Source organism: Streptomyces sp. NPDC046931 (assembly GCF_040644655.1).
Lineage (GTDB): Bacteria > Actinomycetota > Actinomycetes > Streptomycetales > Streptomycetaceae > Streptomyces.
In genome coordinates this window covers 1-18,120 of record NZ_JBEYWX010000044.1, presented here as the reverse complement: position 1 = coordinate 18,120, position 18,120 = coordinate 1, and the positions used below count along the sequence as shown (strand labels likewise).

General features: G+C 70.9%; 17 protein-coding genes. 3 read left to right on the top strand and 14 right to left on the bottom strand.

The features are described from left to right. Positions 1 to 187: 187 nt before the first annotated feature. The 5 genes from ABZ876_RS38140 to ABZ876_RS38120 all read right to left on the bottom strand — a co-directional run bounded on the left by ABZ876_RS38140 (position 188) and on the right by ABZ876_RS38120 (position 6,133). A complete protein-coding gene (locus ABZ876_RS38140) occupies positions 188 to 1,894 on the bottom strand; it encodes a uroporphyrinogen-III synthase (RefSeq protein ID WP_361790698.1) in 1,707 nt (568 codons plus the stop codon). Further along, the gene (gene hemC, locus ABZ876_RS38135; RefSeq protein ID WP_361790695.1) at positions 1,891 to 2,922 is read right to left on the bottom strand and encodes a hydroxymethylbilane synthase; all 1,032 of its coding nucleotides are present in this window, start codon (positions 2,920 to 2,922) and stop codon (positions 1,891 to 1,893) included. Before hemC ends, ABZ876_RS38140 begins: the two co-directional genes overlap by 4 nt. Beyond that, positions 2,919 to 4,784, bottom strand: coding sequence for a glutamyl-tRNA reductase (locus ABZ876_RS38130; protein ID WP_361790692.1), 1,866 nt, complete (start codon positions 4,782 to 4,784; stop codon positions 2,919 to 2,921). Before ABZ876_RS38130 ends, hemC begins: the two co-directional genes overlap by 4 nt. Continuing rightward, positions 4,781 to 5,548, bottom strand: coding sequence for a redox-sensing transcriptional repressor Rex (locus tag ABZ876_RS38125; RefSeq protein ID WP_361790689.1), 768 nt, complete (start codon positions 5,546 to 5,548; stop codon positions 4,781 to 4,783). Before ABZ876_RS38125 ends, ABZ876_RS38130 begins: the two co-directional genes overlap by 4 nt. Before the next feature lie 288 nt (positions 5,549 to 5,836). Further along, positions 5,837 to 6,133 carry a glutaredoxin family protein gene (locus ABZ876_RS38120; protein WP_361790686.1) on the bottom strand — a complete coding sequence of 99 codons (297 nt, stop codon included), beginning with the start codon at positions 6,131 to 6,133 and terminating at the stop codon, positions 5,837 to 5,839. A gap of 173 nt (positions 6,134 to 6,306) precedes the next feature. Between ABZ876_RS38120 and ABZ876_RS38115 the strand changes: the two genes are divergently transcribed. The 3 genes from ABZ876_RS38115 (at position 6,307) to ABZ876_RS38105 (ending at position 10,060) form a co-directional block, all read left to right on the top strand. Further along, positions 6,307 to 7,233: an HAD-IB family hydrolase gene (locus tag ABZ876_RS38115; protein WP_361790683.1), complete on the top strand. Its 927-nt coding sequence runs from the start codon at positions 6,307 to 6,309 to the stop codon at positions 7,231 to 7,233. A gap of 439 nt (positions 7,234 to 7,672) precedes the next feature. After that, positions 7,673 to 8,449 (top strand): ECF subfamily RNA polymerase sigma factor, BldN family, encoded by a 777-nt coding sequence (locus ABZ876_RS38110; protein ID WP_361790680.1) that lies wholly within the window; start codon positions 7,673 to 7,675, stop codon positions 8,447 to 8,449. Between the two features lie 393 nt (positions 8,450 to 8,842). Beyond that, positions 8,843 to 10,060: a DUF5667 domain-containing protein gene (locus ABZ876_RS38105; RefSeq protein ID WP_361790678.1), complete on the top strand. Its 1,218-nt coding sequence runs from the start codon at positions 8,843 to 8,845 to the stop codon at positions 10,058 to 10,060. A 74-nt stretch (positions 10,061 to 10,134) separates the two neighbouring features. Here the strand turns inward: ABZ876_RS38105 and ABZ876_RS38100 are convergent, their stop codons facing one another. The 9 genes from ABZ876_RS38100 to ABZ876_RS38060 all read right to left on the bottom strand — a co-directional run bounded on the left by ABZ876_RS38100 (position 10,135) and on the right by ABZ876_RS38060 (position 17,995). Beyond that, entirely contained in the window at positions 10,135 to 11,181 is a 1,047-nt protein-coding gene (locus tag ABZ876_RS38100) for a lysophospholipid acyltransferase family protein (RefSeq protein ID WP_361790675.1), read from the bottom strand. A 14-nt stretch (positions 11,182 to 11,195) separates the two neighbouring features. Then, positions 11,196 to 12,257, bottom strand: a complete 1,062-nt coding sequence (locus ABZ876_RS38095) for an NAD-dependent epimerase/dehydratase family protein (protein ID WP_361790672.1) — start codon at positions 12,255 to 12,257, stop codon at positions 11,196 to 11,198. Positions 12,258 to 12,550: 293 nt separating this feature from the next. Further along, positions 12,551 to 12,649, bottom strand: coding sequence for an AURKAIP1/COX24 domain-containing protein (locus tag ABZ876_RS38090; RefSeq protein ID WP_003948845.1), 99 nt, complete (start codon positions 12,647 to 12,649; stop codon positions 12,551 to 12,553). Positions 12,650 to 12,792: 143 nt separating this feature from the next. Then, a complete protein-coding gene (locus ABZ876_RS38085; protein ID WP_004984898.1) occupies positions 12,793 to 13,005 on the bottom strand; it encodes a helix-turn-helix domain-containing protein in 213 nt (70 codons plus the stop codon). 129 nt (positions 13,006 to 13,134) lie between these two features. Further along, positions 13,135 to 13,950: a phosphatase gene (locus ABZ876_RS38080; RefSeq protein ID WP_361790670.1), complete on the bottom strand. Its 816-nt coding sequence runs from the start codon at positions 13,948 to 13,950 to the stop codon at positions 13,135 to 13,137. A gap of 162 nt (positions 13,951 to 14,112) precedes the next feature. Further along, the gene (locus ABZ876_RS38075) at positions 14,113 to 15,285 is read right to left on the bottom strand and encodes an acetoin utilization protein AcuC (RefSeq protein ID WP_361790667.1); all 1,173 of its coding nucleotides are present in this window, start codon (positions 15,283 to 15,285) and stop codon (positions 14,113 to 14,115) included. Next, complete coding sequence (locus tag ABZ876_RS38070; RefSeq protein WP_361790664.1) at positions 15,236 to 16,444, bottom strand: MFS transporter; 1,209 nt, start codon at positions 16,442 to 16,444, stop codon at positions 15,236 to 15,238. The genes ABZ876_RS38075 and ABZ876_RS38070 overlap by 50 nt, the downstream gene beginning before the upstream one ends. A gap of 66 nt (positions 16,445 to 16,510) precedes the next feature. Next, a complete protein-coding gene (locus ABZ876_RS38065; RefSeq protein WP_361790661.1) occupies positions 16,511 to 17,245 on the bottom strand; it encodes a VC0807 family protein in 735 nt (244 codons plus the stop codon). Positions 17,246 to 17,338: 93 nt separating this feature from the next. Next, positions 17,339 to 17,995, bottom strand: coding sequence for an HAD family hydrolase (locus ABZ876_RS38060; protein ID WP_361790658.1), 657 nt, complete (start codon positions 17,993 to 17,995; stop codon positions 17,339 to 17,341). Between the last annotated feature and the right edge of the window lie 125 nt (positions 17,996 to 18,120).

The window sequence follows — 18,120 nt, the reverse complement described above, 5'->3', positions numbered from 1 at the left end:
TCGCCATCCGCCCCATTGCGGCGAAGAGGCATGAAACACCCGTCCACGGACGGGAGTTGGGGAACTCCGTGACAGCGTTGGTACGGAGGACGCACCGGGCGGTCACACATGACCGGGCTCGAATCCTGAGCCGGACACCGGAAGGCGGTCGGGGGTGGCGGCCCCAGGGACAGCCACCCCACGGTGCTCAGGTCGTCGTACGCCGTCTCCGCGCTCCCGGCCGTCGCTCGCTGGGCCGCGTCACCGGATCCCCGGCCGCCAGCGCCGCGGCTCGCCGCTTCATCCCGAAGTCCGCCAGCGCCTCGGCCAGCTTGTGCACGGACGGCTCCGGAGCCATCACGTCGACCCGCAGACCGTGCTCCTCCGCCGTCTTCGCGGTGGCGGGGCCGATACAGGCGATCACCGTCACGTTGTGCGGCTTGCCCGCGATGCCCACCAGGTTCCGGACCGTCGAGGACGACGTGAACAGGACCGCGTCGAAGCCGCCGCCCTTGATCGCCTCACGGGTCTCGGCCGGCGGCGGCGAGGCGCGGACCGTCCGGTACGCCGTGACGTCGTCGACCTCCCACCCCAGCTCGATCAGACCCGCGACCAGGGTCTCCGTGGCGATGTCGGCACGCGGGAGGAACACCCGGTCGATCGGGTCGAAGACCGGGTCGTACGGGGGCCAGTCCTCCAGGAGGCCGGCGGCGGACTGCTCCCCGCTCGGCACCAGGTCGGGCTTCACACCGAAGGCGACCAGCGCCTTCGCCGTCTGCTCGCCGACCGCGGCCACCTTGATGCCGGCGAAGGCCCGCGCGTCGAGGCCGTACTCCTCGAACTTCTCCCGGACCGCCTTCACCGCGTTGACCGACGTGAACGCGATCCACTCGTAACGGCCCGTCACCAGGCCCTTGACCGCCCGCTCCATCTGCTGGGGCGTGCGCGGCGGCTCGACGGCGATCGTCGGCACCTCGTGCGGCACGGCCCCGTACGAGCGCAGCTGGTCGGAGAGCGACGCCGCCTGCTCCTTCGTCCGCGGCACGAGCACCTTCCAGCCGAACAGCGGCTTGGACTCGAACCACGACAGCTGGTCGCGCTGCGCGGCGGCGGAACGCTCACCGACCACGGCTATGACCGGCCGCCCGCCCTCGGGCGACGGCAGGACCTTCGCCTGCTTCAGCGTCTGCGCGATGGAGCCGAGGGTCGCGGTCCAGGTGCGCTGCCGCGTCGTCGTACCGGCGACGGTCACCGTCAACGGGGTGTCCGGCTTGCGGCCAGCGGCCACCAGCTCCCCGGCTGCCGCCGCCACCGAGTCCAGTGTCGTGGAGACCACGACCGTGCCGTCGGACGCGCCGACCTCGGTCCAGCAGCGGTCCGAGGCGGTCCGCGCGTCCACGAACCGTACGTCCGCGCCCTGCGCGTCCCGCAGCGGCACACCCGCGTACGCGGGCACGCCCACGGCGGTCGCGATACCGGGCACGACCTCGAACGGAACGCCCGCGGCGGCGCACGCCAGCATCTCCTCGGCCGCGTACGCGTCCAGGCCGGGATCCCCGGTCACCGCACGGACGACCCGCTTGCCGCCCCGCGCAGCCTCCATGACAAGATGTGCAGCATCCCTCAACGCAGGGACACCAGCGGCTGTTGACGCGGCGTCAACGACCGCTAGTTGCGGCGTGCCCGTGCCCGGCTGCGTACCCGCGGAGGGGTCCGGGCCCGTGTTCAGGACGGCGACGCCCGCTCTGGCATGCGTCCGCACCACGTCGAGCACCTCGTGCTCACCGACGAGGACGTCCGCGTTCGCCAGCGCCTCCACGGCGCGCAGTGTGAGAAGTCCCGGATCCCCGGGTCCGGCACCCAGGAAGGTGACGTGCCCGTGGTCAAGGCCGGCGGGAAGGGTGGTGGGGCTCAATGTGCTCGCTCCCCCATCAGACCGGCCGCGCCCTTGGCAAGCATCTCGGCTGCGAGTTCGCGACCGAGCGCCATTGCCTGGTCGTGCGTCTCGGGCACGGGACCGGTGGTCGACAGCTGCACCAGCGTGTGGCCGTCGGCCGTGCCGACGACGCCGCGCAGGCGCATCTCCTTGACAGTCTGCCCGTCGGCCTGGGGGTCCCCCCGCTCGAGCGGAGCCGAGAGTGGGGGAAGGTCGGCCAGCGCGCCCACAGGGGCACTGCAACCGGCCTCCAGGGCGGCGAGCAGGGACCGCTCGGCGGTCACGGCGGCCCGGGTGAACGGGTCGTCGAGCTCGGCGAGCGCGGCGATGAGAGCAGCGTTGTCCGCGGCACACTCGATCGCGAGGGCCCCCTGGCCGGGGGCGGGCAAAACGGTGTCGACCGACAGGAAGTCGGTCACTTCGTCGATCCGGCCGATCCGGTTCAGTCCGGCCGCCGCGAGGACCACGGCGTCCAGCCGGCCGTCCCGGACGTATCCGATCCGGGTGTCGACGTTGCCGCGGATCGGGACCGTCTCGATGTCGAGGCCGTGGCTGCGCGCGTACGCGTTCAGCTGCGCCATGCGGCGCGGCGCACCGGTGCCGATCCGGGCCCCGCGGGGCAGGTCGGCGAACTTCAGGGCGTCCCGCGCCACGATCACGTCCCGCGGGTCCTCACGCTCGGGCACGGCGGCCAGCACCAGCTCCTCGGGCTGCGTGGTCGGCAGGTCCTTCAGCGAGTGCACCGCGAAGTCGACCTCGCCGCGCAGCAGCGCGTCGCGCAGCGCCGTCACGAACACACCGGTGCCGCCGATCTGGGCGAGGTGCTCGCGCGAGACGTCGCCGTACGTCGTGATCTCCACGAGCTCCACGGGCCGTCCCGTCACGCGCCGCACGGCGTCCGCGACCAGCCCGGACTGGGCCGTGGCCAGCTTGCTGCGCCTGGTCGCGAGCCTCAGTGCCCCTTCTTGTCGGGGGGCGCGCCCCTTCGGTTCACGTGGCTCACTCATGCTCGCCCTCGGTTCTCGGCGTTCTCGGTGTTCTCAGGGTTCAGGAAGCGCTCGGCGCGCTCGGCGCTGTCGGCCTCGTCGGCCCGGGAGACGGAGGCGACCGTCTCGGGGTCCAGGTCGAACAGGGTGCGCAGCGCGTCCGCGTACCCGGTGCCGCCGGGCTCGGCGGCCAGCTGCTTGACCCGCACGGTCGGCGCGTGCAGCAGCTTGTCGACGACGCGCCGCACGGTCTGCGTGATCTCCGCGCGGTGCTTGTCGTCCAGGCCCGGCAGCCGTCCTTCCAGGCGCGCGATCTCGCCCGCGACCACGTCGGCGGCCATGGAGCGCAGCGCGACCACGGTCGGCGTGATGTGCGCGGCGCGCTGGGCGGCACCGAACGCGGCGACCTCGTTGGAGACGATTGCGCGCACCTGCTCGACGTCGGCCGCCATCGGCGCGTCCGCGGACGCCTCGGCGAGGGACTCGATGTCGACGAGCCGCACGCCGGGCAGCCGGTGCACGGCGGCGTCGACGTCCCTCGGCATCGCCAGGTCGAGGAGCCACAGCACGGGCTCCGGGCGCGGGGCCGGCACGACCGCCTCGGGGCGGCGGCGCTCGGGGACACGGCCGACGGTGGCCACGGTCGCGGCGAGCGCCGTGATGACCTCGGTCTCGGCCTCGGGGTCCAGTACGACGCCGCCGGCCGGGCGGGCGGTGCGCTCCTCGGCGCCCTTGTCCACCCACGCCGCGTGCTTCTCCAGCTCGGCGGCCCCCATCCCGGCGACGGCCGCCTCGCCCAGCACCGAGAAGCCGGCCGTGGCCTGCACGGCCGACAGGTCCAGCGGGCAGCCGTCGTCGGCGCCGGGGCCGGTGGGCGCCAGACCGTCACGGCCGGCGGGCACCGGACCGTCGGCGCCTGCGGCGGCCGGAGCACTCGTACGAGGGGAATCCGCGCCACCCGTACGGCGGGAGTCCGCGTCGCCGGTGCGTCGGGGTCCGGAGCCCGCGGGCCTGGGCAGCGGCGGAGCCAGGGGCCCCTCCACGCGTCCCTCCAGGGCCCGCGCGACCGCCTCGGCCGTCAGCACCAGGCCGGTCGCACCGGTACAGGACACCGCGACGTCGGCACGTGTCAGCTCGTCCGGAACCGACTCCATCGGTACCGCACGGGCCGCCACGTCCGTGTCGTCCGCCTCCGTCAGGATCTGCGCGAGGCGCTCGGCGCGCTCCAGGGTCCGGTTGGCGATCACGACCTCGGCGACCCCGGCGCGCGCGAGGGTCGCCGCGGCCAGCGAGGACATGGACCCGGCGCCGATCACCAGGGCACGCTTGCCCGCGGCCCACGTCCCGACCGGCGTACCGGCCGCCAGCTGCTCCAGGCCGAAGGTCACCAGCGACTGCCCGGCACGGTCGATGCCCGTCTCGGAGTGGGCGCGCTTGCCGACCCGCAGCGACTGCTGGAACAGGTCGTTCAGCAGCCGTCCGGCCGTGTGCAGTTCCTGTGAGGTGGCCAGGGACTCCTTGATCTGGCCGAGGATCTGGCCCTCGCCGACGACCATCGAGTCCAGACCGCAGGCCACCGAGAACAGATGGTGGACGGCCCGGTCCTCGTAGTGCACATAGAGGTAGGGGGTCAGCTCGTCCAGGCCGAGCCCGCTGTGCTGGGCGAGGAGGGTGGACAGCTCGGCGACTCCCGCGTGGAACTTGTCCACGTCGGCGTACAGCTCGATGCGGTTGCAGGTGGCGAGCACCGCGGCCTCGGCGGCCGGCTCGGCGGCCACCGTGTCCTGGAGCAGCTTGGCCTGGGCGTCCATGGCCAGCGCGGCCCGCTCCAGCACGCTGACCGGAGCACTGCGGTGGCTCAGTCCGACGACGAGGAGACTCATGCCGGCATCACGGCGGGGACGTCCCCGTCAGGCCCCTGGTCGGCGGACCCCTTGGCCGTGGCCGCGGCCGGCAGGCCCTCGGCCATGGACTCCATGGCTTCCTCGCCGGCCTTGCGCTGCTCGTGGAAGGCGAGGATCTGGAGCTCGATGGAAAGGTCCACTTTGCGCACGTCGACGCCGTCCGGGACGGACAGCACGGTCGGCGCGAAGTTCAGGATGGAGGTCACGCCCGCGCCCACGAGCCGGTCGCAGACCTGCTGGGCGGCGCCCGCCGGGGTGGCGATGACACCGATGGAGACCCCGTTGTCCTGGATGATCTTCTCCAGGTCGTCGGTGTGCTGGACGGGGATGCCTGCGACGGGCTTCCCGGCCATCGCCGGGTCGGCGTCGATGAGCGCGGCGACCCGGAAGCCACGGGACGCGAACCCGCCGTAGTTGGCCAGCGCCGCGCCGAGGTTACCGATACCGACGATCACAACCGGCCAGTCCTGGGTCAGACCCAGCTCACGGGAGATCTGGTACACGAGATACTCGACGTCGTAGCCCACGCCACGGGTCCCGTAGGAACCGAGGTAGGAGAAGTCCTTGCGCAGCTTCGCGGAGTTGACCCCCGCGGCGGCGGCCAGCTCCTCGGAGGAGACCGTGGGTACCGAGCGCTCCGACAGCGCGGTCAGAGCTCGGAGGTACAGCGGAAGCCGGGCGACGGTGGCCTCGGGAATCCCTCGGCTGCGGGTCGCCGGTCGGTGAGTTCGGCCAGTTGCCACGGTGCTCCTGCGGGTAGAGCGGGGCTGTAGGCGGTCACACGTCCCCAGACCGCCCCGTCGAATGCAGGCTATGTCTTTGTGAACGCGTGCACAAAGATTGTGTCCGATTTGCCCGGCCAACGTGACCGGCGTCACGCGCCTCCGGCGCGCCGGAAGGGAACCGGCGCACGGAGACGGCCGTTCCTTTTCTCCTGGGGGCAAAGTCGCCCACTCTCCTCGACAATCCACGCCCCCGAGACCAATCGCCGACGATCCTATGTGACACTCCGGGTTATTTGGACTGATCAGTCAGTCGTGGGTGAGGGCCTTGCGCAGGCGCTCCTCGTTCACCCGCCAGAACGTGTGCTGGGCGCCGTCGACCAGCACCACCGGAATCTGCTCCCAGTAACGGCGGTGCAGCTCCTCGTCCTCGGTGATGTCCTTCTGCTCCCAGGGCACCCCCAACTCACCGCAGACCTTCTCGATGACGGCCTGCGCGTCGTCACACAGATGGCAGCCGGGCTTCCGGACGAGGGTGACGAGACGGTTCCGGGGGTCGCGACCCTGGGTGTGGTTCCGCCGAAAGATGGGACTCATGTCGGCCATTCTCACCCCGCAAACGCCCGGTGCGGGTCCCGCGGACCTACCGTGTGACCGCCGGTCACCGCCCCGCCGCCACGCCGGTGGGACAACTCCTTTAACGGCGCGGTCGCGGAGAGTTCACGGCCTTCCAACCTCTCGACTCCGGAACCACCGAACAAACTGGCTATGCTCGCGTCATGGCCGCTCTCGGATGGCTCACTCCCCGTAGGCGCTCCGCCACGGCGCGGAGCGTTTTGGCAGGCGAGGCCTCGGCGGAGGCAGCCCGCAAATCCTCGCAGGACGCCGTCGCCCAGGACGTCTCCGCCCAGGAACCGGAATTCCCGGTCCTCGGGGATGAGAAGGCCGCGGCGTTCTTCGACCTGGACAACACCGTGATGCAGGGCGCCGCGCTGTTCCACTTCGGCCGGGGCCTGTACAAGCGGAAGTTCTTCGAGACGCGAGACCTGGCGAAGTTCGCCTGGCAGCAGGCGTGGTTCCGGCTGGCCGGGGTGGAGGACCCCGAGCACATGCAGGACGCCCGCGACTCGGCGCTGTCGATCGTGAAGGGCCACCGTGTCTCCGAGCTGATGTCGATCGGCGAGGAGATCTACGACGAGTACATGGCCGAGCGGATCTGGCCGGGTACGCGGGCGCTGGCCCAGGCGCACCTGGACGCGGGCCAGAAGGTGTGGCTGGTCACGGCGGCCCCGGTGGAGATCGCCACGGTGATCGCCCGCAGGCTGGGCCTGACCGGGGCGCTGGGCACGGTGGCCGAGTCCGTGGACGGCGTGTACACGGGCCGCCTGGTGGGCGAGCCCCTGCATGGCCCGGCCAAGGCGGAGGCGGTGCGCGCGCTGGCCGTGGCGGAGGGCCTGGACCTGTTCCGCTGCGCGGCGTACAGCGACTCCCACAACGACATCCCGATGCTGTCGCTGGTGGGCCACCCCTACGCGATCAACCCGGACACCAAGCTGCGCAAGCACGCCCGCGCCCAGGACTGGCGTCTGCGCGACTACCGCACCGCCCGCAAGGCCGCCAAGGTCGGCCTGCCGGCAGCGGCCGGCGTGGGCGCGGTGGCAGGTGGCACGGCAGCGGCCATCGCCCTGCACCGCCGCCGCCGCTGACCCCGGCGAAACCGCCGAACCATCACCGCCGAACCACCCGACGGCCGGACGTCACGGAGCGTGACGTCCGGCCGTCGGTGGGCGGTCTTCACCTCGGCCGCGGGGACCGCCGGAACGATCCGGCACCGGGACACACCCGCATTCGCCGTGTTCTACCCCACACCCCTCCCCACCACTCCCCTCACACGCACCCGGCCACAACACGCCCCGCACCCAGACGGAAATCGAACTCCTTCGGTCAACAAACGGTCGCGGTACGGCACTTGAGCGACCGTCAATCGGTTACAGAAGCGACGTAATCGATGATTTGAGCAACTGGGTGTAGCGCTGCCTGTACTAAGCGTTATTCTCCTCAGACGCAAACCGGTACCCCTCCGTCGCTACGACGGGTGAACGGTCCCGTACTGCACGTGATGGAAGCTCTGCCTCTGGGAGTCCCGTGTACCCACACGTCGGGGTTGACGCCTCGGGCCTGGCTACGCTGCGCGCAACGGTCCACGACCTGTTGCGCGGCTTCGTCCCCACCGCGTACGCCGTTCCCGCCTTCGCCACCGCCGCCACACCCGTCGGCCCGTGCTACGCACTGGCCGACGGCAGCGCCGCGGTCGGCGGCAGACGGGGCCGTTCCGGTCCGGCGACCTCCGCACGCCGCCCGGCTGCGGACAGTGACAGCGCTCGCATGATGGACCTCGTGGAGCGCGCCCAGGCCGGCGAGGCCGAGGCATTCGGGCGCCTGTACGACCAGTACAGCGACACCGTCTACCGCTACATCTACTACCGGGTGGGGGGCAAGGCGACCGCCGAGGACCTCACCAGCGAGACCTTTCTGCGCGCCCTGCGGAGGATCGGCACCTTCACCTGGCAGGGGCGCGACTTCGGCGCCTGGCTCGTCACCATCGCCCGCAACCTCGTCGCCGACCACTTCAAGTCGAGCCGTTTCCGGCTCGAGGTCACCACCGGCGAGATGCTCGACGCCAACGAGGTCGAGCGCTCCCCCGAGGACTCCGTGCTCGAGTCCCTCTCCAACGCCGCCCTGCTCGATGCCGTACGGCGGCTCAACCCCCAGCAGCAGGAGTGCGTGACGCTCCGCTTCCTCCAGGGTCTCTCCGTCGCCGAGACCGCCCGTGTGATGGGCAAGAACGAGGGTGCGATCAAGACCCTCCAGTACCGGGCCGTGCGTACCCTCGCCCGGCTCCTGCCCGAAGACGCCCGCTGAGCCGCAGGGCTCCCGGAAACCCGCCCCGCCACCCGCCGAGCCGCGCCGCCGGCCCCCTCCGTCCCCCACCGACTCGCCCCCACCGCCTCGGCCCCCGCCACCCCGTCGAGCCGGCTCCCCCACCCCCGCCGGGCCGCCTCCCGACCGCGCCGCCGCACCCGCCGGACACACAGGGCTACGGTCAACTCACCGTCTGTGCACCCCCGTTGACTCGGTGGTCCGATCATCCGTCGTCCGTAACCCAAGTGCCGAGCCGCTCGTTGTGCGGGATACAGGCTCCCTGTGGTCACCCCTGACCGCCTCGGATCACACGATCGTGTGCATGCGGCCAGGGTGTGCAACCCTCAGGACCCCCTGGGGAGTCGACCGTGATGACGAGAGGAGGTGCCGCCAGTGATCGCGAACGTATCGGCGCACCGGCGGGCGAACGCCTTCGCCCAGGCCCTGGAGGAGCAGTCCGGCGACCGGGGCACGGCGGCCGGACAGCCCGACGGATCGGCCCCGGCTGCCGCGGAACAGGGCGAGCACGCCCGCCTGTTGGCCCTCGCGACCGGCCTCGCCGAGCTGCCCCGGCCGTCGCTGGACCCCGAGGTCAAGGTCGTCCAGCGCGCGCGGCTGGTGGCCGCGATGGAGGCCATGCTGCGGGAGGGCGCGGGAGGCGAAGCCGCGGACCGTTCCGTACCCGAGCAGCGCGGCCACCGGGCCCGGGGCGCTCACCGGGCACGCCCACTGGGGAAGTTGCGCCCGCGTACGCGGCTCACCAAGGGCCTGGCCGCGGGCGGGCTCAGCGTCGGAGTGGCCGCAGCCTCCTTCGGAGGAGTGGCCGCCGCCAGCACCGACGCCCTGCCCGGTGACTCCCTCTACGGCCTGAAACGCGGCATCGAGGACGTCAAACTCGGCATGGCCGACGGGGACAACGAGCGCGGGCAGCTCTACCTCGACCAGGCCTCCACCCGGCTGAACGAGGCCCGCCGACTGATGGAGCGCGGACGCGCCGGCCACCTCGACCACGAGTCCCTCGGCGAGATCCGGCGCACCCTGTCCGGCGTCCAGCACGACGCGTCCGAAGGCCACCGCCTGCTGCACGAGGCCTACGAGCGCAACGGCTCCCTCGCCCCCATCCAGGCCCTCTCCGCCTTCTCCCAGTCCCACCGGGCGACCTGGGGCACCCTGCGCGAGCGGCTGCCCGTCCAGCTCGGCGACGTCAGCCGGCAGGTCTCGTCGGTCTTCGACGCCATAGACCAAGAGGTCGACCCTCTGCGGTCGCTGCTGCCGCAGCCCCCGTCCCCGGGCGGCTCCGGTCACCACCAGGGATCCGGCACGACCCCCACCGGCTCCGCCGGCACGGGTCGCGTGGCCCCCAGCACCCCCGGCGGCTCCGCGAGCGGCAGCCACCCCGGTAGCGGCACGCCCGAGCCGTCCGCCTCCCGAAGCGGCGGCGACGGTCTGCTCGGCGGCAGTACGGGTGGTCTGCTGGACCCGCCGAAGGACTCCGCCAGCAGCTCACCGTCGTCGAGCAAGAGCCCCTCGACGGAACCGAACGTGACGCTGCCACCGCTGCTGCCGGGCCTGCTGCCGGGACTCGGCATCGACAGCGGAGAGAACAAATAGGGCACACGGGGCCCGTACGGTGACGGGGGCGCTCCCGGAAGAGGGGCGCCCCCGTCGTCATACCGCGCGCAACGTCAGAAGAACACCGACCTGCGCTGCACCAACAGCTTGTACAGCGTGTGCTGGATCTGCTCCCTGACCTGGTCCGTGAGGTTGAACATCAGCATCGGGTCCTCGGCGGCCTCCGGCGGATAGCCGTCCGTCCGGATCGGCTCGCCGAACTGGATGGTCCACTTCGTCGGCAGCGGGACCGCGCCCAGCGGCCCCAGCCACGGGAACGTCGGCGTGATCGGGAAGTACGGGAACCCCAGCAGCCGGGCAAGGGTCTTCGCGTTGCCGATCATCGGGTAGATCTCCTCGGCCCCGACGACCGAGCACGGGACGATCGGCGCGCCCTGACGCAGAGCGGTGGAGACGAAACCACCACGCCCGAAGCGCTGGAGCTTGTAGCGCTCGCTGAAGGGCTTGCCGATGCCCTTGAAGCCCTCCGGCATCACCCCGACCAGCTCGCCCTGCGCGAGAAGCCGTTCGGCGTCCTCGGCGCAGGCGAGGGTGTGGCCGAGTTTGCGGGCCAGCTCGTTCACCACCGGCAGCACGAAGACGAGATCGGCCGCCAGAAGCCGCAGATGGCGGCCCGCCGGGTGATGATCGTGCACGGCGACCTGCATCATCAGGCCGTCCAGCGGCACCGTGCCGGAGTGGTTGGCGACGATCAGCGCCCCGCCCTTCGACGGGATGTTCTCGACGCCCTTGACCTCGACCCGGAAGTACTTCTCGTACACCGGCCGCAGGAGCGACATCAGGACCTGGTCGGTGAGCTCCTCGTCGTAGCCGAAGTCGTCGACCTCGTAGTCGCCCGTCAGCCGGCGGCGCAGAAAGGCCAGACCGCCGGCGACACGCCGTTCCAGGCCCCCTTCCCGGGGCCTGGCCGGCGGTTCGTCCTCAGGTGTCACAGGCACATCATCCTGCGGGATCTCCCTGCCGGGCAGGGGCTGCACCTCCCGGACCGCCGCGGGCTCGCCCTTGCGTCGGCTCCCCGCGCTCCGGCGCCGCTGCGGCCGCTGCGCGGCAGCCCCGCGGGACCGGTCGTCGTCGAACGGAATGACCTTGGCGTCCGCCATCGTTGATGCGCTCCTCAGTTGGCGCTCTGCGTCGGGGGGTGGCCACCGCCCAGGGCGGGCAGTGCGGCGATCCGGTCCACGGCCCCCGCGAGGGCCTCCGGCGGCACCAGTCCGGGCCCACGGCTGCGCGCGAAGTCCGCGAACGTCTCCGCGGTGGTGTACTTCGGCTCGTATCCCAGTGTCTCGCGCATCTGGCCCGTCGCCACCACACGGCCGTGGGTGAGCAGCCGGATCTGTTCGGGCGAGAAGTCCGTCATGCCCAGGGTGCGCATCGTCGAGCCGAACCAGGTGACCGCGGGCAGCAGCAGGGGCACGGTGGGCCGGCCCAGGCGCCGCGCGCACTGCGACAGCAGCAGCACACCGTCTCCGGCCACGTTGAAGGTGCCGCTGTTGAGCGTGCCGCGCTGCGGCTCGTGCGAGCCGATCCGCAGCACCTCGATCACATCGTCCTCGTGCACGAACTGGAGCCGCGGGTCGTAGCCGAAGACGGTGGGCAGCACCGGCAGCGAGAAGTACGAGGCGAGGGGCGAATCGGCGTTCGGTCCGAGGATGTTGGCGAAGCGAAGCACGCAGACCGCCACGTCGGGCCGGCGCCGCGCGAAACCCCGCACATACCCCTCGACCTCGACGGTGTCCTTGGCGAAGCCTCCGCTCGGCAGGGACTTGGGCGGGGTCGTCTCGGTGAAGACGGCCGGGTCACGGGGCGCCGACCCGTACACGTTCGTACTGGACTTCACCACGAGCCGTTTCACCGTCGGGGACTTCTGGCAGGCACCCAGCAGCTGCATGGTGCCGATGACGTTGGTCTCCTTGGCCGTGGCCCTGCTGCCGCTGCCGAGCGGGGCACCCGTCACGTCCATGTGGACGACCGTGTCCACGGAGTGTTCGGCCAGCACGCGGGCGATGGTGGGCTGGCGGATGTCGGCCCGGACGAAGTCGGCTCCGCCCAGATGGTGCTCGGGTGGGACCGCGTCCACGGCGATCACCCGGTCCACCTCCGGGTCACGCTGGATCCGTCGTACGAACCGGCCGCCGAGCCGGCGGGCCACTCCGGTCACGAGCACGACCTTGCCCAAGATCAGCGCCTCTCTTCCCGTCCGTCCAGGTGTGGACGTAGCTCTGTGCTCAGCCTGCCGCGTTCCCCGTATACGGCCAACTTAGCCGGTCGATGTTGCGCTGTGATAACCACCCGATGCACGAAGTGACGACACCCCCGGGACGTACGACCAGACCCAGCCATTCGGCCCCACCGGCGTACGCACGACGGCTTTCCTCCCAGGCGGAAAAGACAAGGGCCCCCCACCGATGGTGGGGGGCCACGACGCGCGTGCGCGCACAGAGGCAAGGGCGCCCCTTGCGGGGCCGCGCCTTACTTCTTGTTGCGACGCTGAACGCGAGTGCGCTTGAGCAGCTTGCGGTGCTTCTTCTTGGCCATCCGCTTGCGCCGCTTCTTGATAACAGAGCCCACGACTACCCTCGCTCACTTCTCATCACTCGGTGCTGGGCGCCATGGGCCCACACGACCTACGAGGGGCTAGCCTACCCGCCCGAGCGCTGAGGTCGTAATCGAGGTGCCCGGGCAGGCCCCAAGAGGGCCCCGCCCGGACGTCGTCAGGCCGTCTCCACCCCCACATAACTTTCGCGGAGGTACTCGTGAACCGCTTGCTCCGGCACCCGGAAGGACCTCCCCACCCGGATCGCCGGCAGATGACCGCTGTGCACCAGCCGGTACACGGTCATCTTCGACACGCGCATAACCGAGGCGACTTCCGCCACGGTCAGGAACTGAACCTCGTTCAGAGGCCTCTCGCCAGCTGCAGCCATGACACACCTGAACCTTCCGCACTCGACGGCCACCGGCTTCCCCTTCCGGTGACTCTTCGTCGTTGCGTGCTCACTCCCCAGACTAGGTGCGGGTGATGCAAGTGGGGAAGAGGGGATGCCATCCGAGGCCTACTGTGACAGACACGCTCGATTGAGTACATAGCGAGTAAGCGGTCGGTAGTAATCAGACCGCACAGCGTCATCAAGTGGAACGACGACGGACACGCGCCCCTCCGCCTCCCCGACGAAGAGCGCGGGATCGTCGGTGTCGGCCAGCCCGATCGACTCGAACCCCAGCTGACCTGCCCCGCAGACCCAGCCGTGGTCTCCGATCACAAGCTCGGGCAGCGGCCCGCCGGCCTCCGCCGCGGCGGCCAGCGCGATACGAACCGGCAGCGGCGAGTGCGTGTGTGCGCCGGGCTCACAACCGGCTCCACCGTGATCCGCTTTCCGCACGAACGCGACTCCTCGTACGTAATCAAGGTTGTACGTACGTAGGCCGAACCGGGTCGTTATGTCGACACAGCGACCCTGCGCCGGTGTGAGGACGGCACATCCCGCCGCCGACAAGGCATGGGCGAGGGCGGCGTAGAAGCCGATCAGCCGGTGCGGGTGGCCGGTGCCGAGCAGGACCGTCTCCCCGCGCCGCGCGGCCCTGCCGACCCGGTCGGCGAAGGCGTCGAGACCCTCCAGTGTGCGCTCCGGGTCAATCACATCATGGCCGGAGGTATGACGAGGATCGGCCGAAACCCCACACTTGTCCGCCATCAAATCGATCAAGTCCTGCGGCGCCCATGTCCATTCGGGATCAAGTCCGATGAGCACGCGGGGGTCACGGGCGGCGAAAAGCCGATAGCTGCGCAGGCTGTCCTCGCGCGACGTGGCCACGGGTCCGGCCAGTCGGGCAGCCAGCAGGTGCGCACGCAGCGCTGCGGTGCTCAACACCCAAGCGATGCTGGCCCAATCACCCGCCCCACATGGCCGGAATGCGGGAAACATCCCACAGTCGGCCTAATCGAGCACCCCTCACCACATCGCGGCGCGGCCCGCCGCGAGGGCTGAAGGGACGGTCGTGCGGGCCCGGGTCGTTCCCCGGGGAAAAGCCGGCTACGGCAGCAGGCCGCGCAGCGGGTACACCGCCTTGCGGGTCGCCAGCACCGCCTGGTCCAGCCGGTCCGCCGGGTCGTAGCCCGACTCCCAGTCCGCATACCCCACCGGCCACCGTCCGTCCGTCATCCGCGCCGGCGCCAACTGCCGGGTCCGGGCGAAGACTTCCTGCCGCCAGCTCTCCGGGATCACGGTCTCCGGCTCGATCGGCCGCCCCGCCGCGACGGCCACCAGATGCGTCCACGAGCGCGGTACGACCTCCACGACCGCATACCCGCCCCCGCCCAGCGCGACCCAGCGGCCCCCGGCGAACTCGTGCGCCAGGTCGTGACACGCCATCTGCACCGTCCGCTGCGCGTCCAGCGACACGGCAAGGTGCGCGAGCGGGTCCTCGAAATGGGTGTCCGCACCATGCTGGGTGACCAGCACCTGCGGCCGGAAGTCGGCGATCAGCTCCGGTACGACGGCCTGGAAGGCCCGCACCCACCCCGCGTCCCCCGTCCCGGCCGGCAGCGCCACGTTCACCGCGCTGCCCTCGGCACTCGCGGATCCCGTCTCCTGCGGCCACCCCGTCTGCGGAAAGAGGGTCTGCGGATGCTCGTGCAGCGAGATGGTGAGGACCCGGGGGTCCTCCCAGAACGCGGCCTGCACCCCGTCCCCGTGGTGCACGTCCACATCCACGTACGCGATCCGCTCGGCGCCCAGCTCCAGCAGCCGGGCGATGGCGAGGGCGGCGTCGTTGTAGATGCAGAACCCGGAGGCCGCGCCCGGCATCGCGTGATGCAGCCCCCCGGCGAAGTTCACGGCGTGCAGGGCGTCCCCGCGCCACACGGCCTCGGCCGCGCCGACCGACTGCCCGGCGATCAGGGCGGACACCTCGTGCATCCCGGCGAAGGCGGGGTCGTCCATGGTCCCGAGCCCGTACGACTCGTCCGCCGCCGGCGGGTCCGCGGACGCGGCCCTCACCGCCTGGATGTAGTCGTCCCGGTGCACCAACCTCAGCGTCGAGTCGCCGGCGGGCCTCGCCCCGACCACCTCGATGTCCTTCTCGAGCCCGAACGCGTCGACCAGTTTCCTGGTCAGCGCGAGCCGGATCGGATCCATCGGATGCTCCGGGCCGAAGTCATAGCCCGTTACTGCCTCGTCCCACATCAGCTGTGCGCGGCCGCTCATGACCGCCACCGTATCGGTCCGCGGGCGCGAACGAGCGGGCGTACCCCAGCGTCACCAGGACCAACACCATCGGGACCAGCATGGCGCCGCGGTAGCTCCAGGCGTCCCCGAGCGCGCCCACGAGGGGCGAGCCGATGAGAAAGCCCACGTAGTTGAAGATGTTCAGACGCGCGACCGCCGCGTCCGAGGCCCCGGGGAACAACCGCCCGGCGGCCGCGAACGTCTGCGGCACCAGCACGCACAGCCCCAGGCCCAGCAGAGTGAACCCGAGCATCCCCGCCCAGGCCCCCGGCGCCCCTGCCACCACCGCGAACCCGAGTGCCGCCAGCAGCGTGCCGAGCCGTACGACGGCCACGGCCCCGAACCGCCGCACCCCGAAGTCCCCGAGCGACCGCCCTAGCAGAGTGGTGACCATGTAGACGTTGTACGGAACGGTCGCCAGCTGCTCCGAGCTGCCAAGGGTGTCCTGCAGATACTTGGCGCTCCAGTTGGAGACGGTCGAGTCCCCGATGTACGCGAAGGTCATCACCAGACACAGCGGCAGCAGCAGCCGGAAGACCACGGTGCCGGCCCCGGCCCGCTCCTCCTCGGCGACCTGTACCTCGCCGTCGACGTACCACCGGCTCCCCACCAGGGTGGCCGGCAACAGCACCGCCACGACGGGCAGGTACGACTCCCACAGCGCGAGATGCCAGTGCGCACCCACCCAGGCCAGCGAGGCGCCGACGATCCCACCGAGGCTGTACGCGGCATGGAAACCGAGCATGATGCTGCGCCCGTAGGCCCGCTGGAGACTCACCCCGAGCATGTTCATGGAGGCGTCGAGCGCTCCCACCGTCAGTCCGAACACGGCCAGCGCGACCGCCAGCCCGGTCATGCGCCCCCCGGACCCGACACCGAGAAGAGCCAGCAGCACCACGGGCTGCGACCAGCGCAGCATCCGACTGGGCCGGACCCGCTTGACGAGCTGCTCGGTGGTCACGCTGCCGGCACCCGCGAGAACCGGGACCGCGGCGAGGAAGAGGGGCAGCAGCGCATCGGAGACGCCGTACCGGTCCTGGATGGCCGGAATGCGCGTCACCAGCAGGGCGAAGGTGGCGCCTTGGGCGAAGAAGCCGAACGCCAAAGAGGCCCTACCGCGCCGCAGCACATCCGTCATGGCGGCGAGCGTAGGGCTCCTGGATACCGGTGGATAGATCCAGCCGAAGCTGATTTTTGTTCAGCTTTACCGGGCGAGGGCGGGCGCGGGAGCGGCCGTCCGGGTCTCCCCGGACTCGGCCTCGACGGTGAACGTCCGTGCGCCCGCCTGCACCTCGGCCGCGAGCATCCGCGCCATGGGACCGGCGGCGAGGGCACCCCCGACGAAGAAGCCCAGGGCCATCGCGACGGCCATGATGACGCTTCCCAGCCAGACCATCGTGTCCACCGGCAGCGTGTACGCGCCCACGACCCGAACGACACACTCACCGAGCAGCACCACGCCCCACACGACGGAGAAGACCCGCTCGGCCCGCCGGAAGGCCGGGGAGCCGACCAGCAGCCGCTCCCACGCGGCCTCCCTCTGCGCGTCGCCCTTCACGATCCACGGCCTCATGCCGGCCGTCATCATCGGCTTTCCGAGCGCGACGGAGACAAGGATCCCGATCCCGATGGCGCTGCTGACGCCGCTGTCCTTGGCGAGCATCAGCCGCGGATCGCCGGCGACGAAGCTGAGCAGCAGCCCGACGAGGTTCACGAACAGGATGAGCGTGGCGAAGGCGTTGACCGTCCGCTCCCGGACCGCGCTCCAGACGGTGCGCACGGCGGGCAGGACGCTGCTGAGCCCGAGAGCCGTGAGAGTGCTCGTTCCGAGCCCGTCCTTGAACAGGTAGTAGGACCCGATCGGCACCGCCACATCCATGATCAGCGGAGCGAAGGCGTTCTTCTTGCTGTGGAGCCGGGGAACCGTGTTCGTCGTCATGCCCTCAGCTTCGCGGAATACAGGGGAGTGCCAGTAGAAACGATCGTCCGGAGCTCGGCGTGACAAATGTCAGTGCCGGTCCGCCGGCCGGCGTCATGCGCGGGGCCGCACCAGCAGGCCGGGCAGCTCACCCATGGTGGAGAACAGTTGGGTGGCCTCTGCGAGCCGGGCGGCGGGCGTCATCGCGGTGAACCCGTACACGTCCATGCCCGCGGCCACCGCGGCCTGCACACCAAGGGGACTGTCCTCGACGACCACGCACCGCTCGGGGGCGACCCTCATCCGCTCGGCCGCGTACAGGAAGAGGTCGGGCGCCGGCTTCCCCCGTCCCACATCCTGCGAGCTGAAGATCCGGCCGTCGTCGAACCATCGGTCGAGCCCGCTCGTACGGTGCCCCACCCGGATCCGCTCATGGCTCCCGGACGACGCCACACAGTACGGAACCCCGTCGGCGCTCAGCTTCTCCAGGACGTCCATGGCTCCGGGCACGGGCTTCAACTCCCGCTCGAACGCGGCGAAGACACGAGCGTGAAAGACGTCGTCGAAATCGTCCGGCAGCCGTCGCCCCGTCCGTTCCCGGACGAGGTCGTGGATGCGGTGCATCGCCGACCCCATGTAGTCCCTGATGGACTCCTCGTACGTGGTCGGGTGTCCCGACTCGGTGAGGTACGCGGCCAGAAGACGGTTGGAGATGGGCTCACTGTCGACGAGCACACCGTCGTTGTCGAAGATGACGAGGTCGTAATGCATGGCTCGACCCTAAAACAGAAAGCCCCCGTACCGAATGGCACGGGGGCTTTCTCAAGAATTGTTCGGCGGCGTCCTACTCTCCCACAGGGTCCCCCCTGCAGTACCATCGGCGCTGTAAGGCTTAG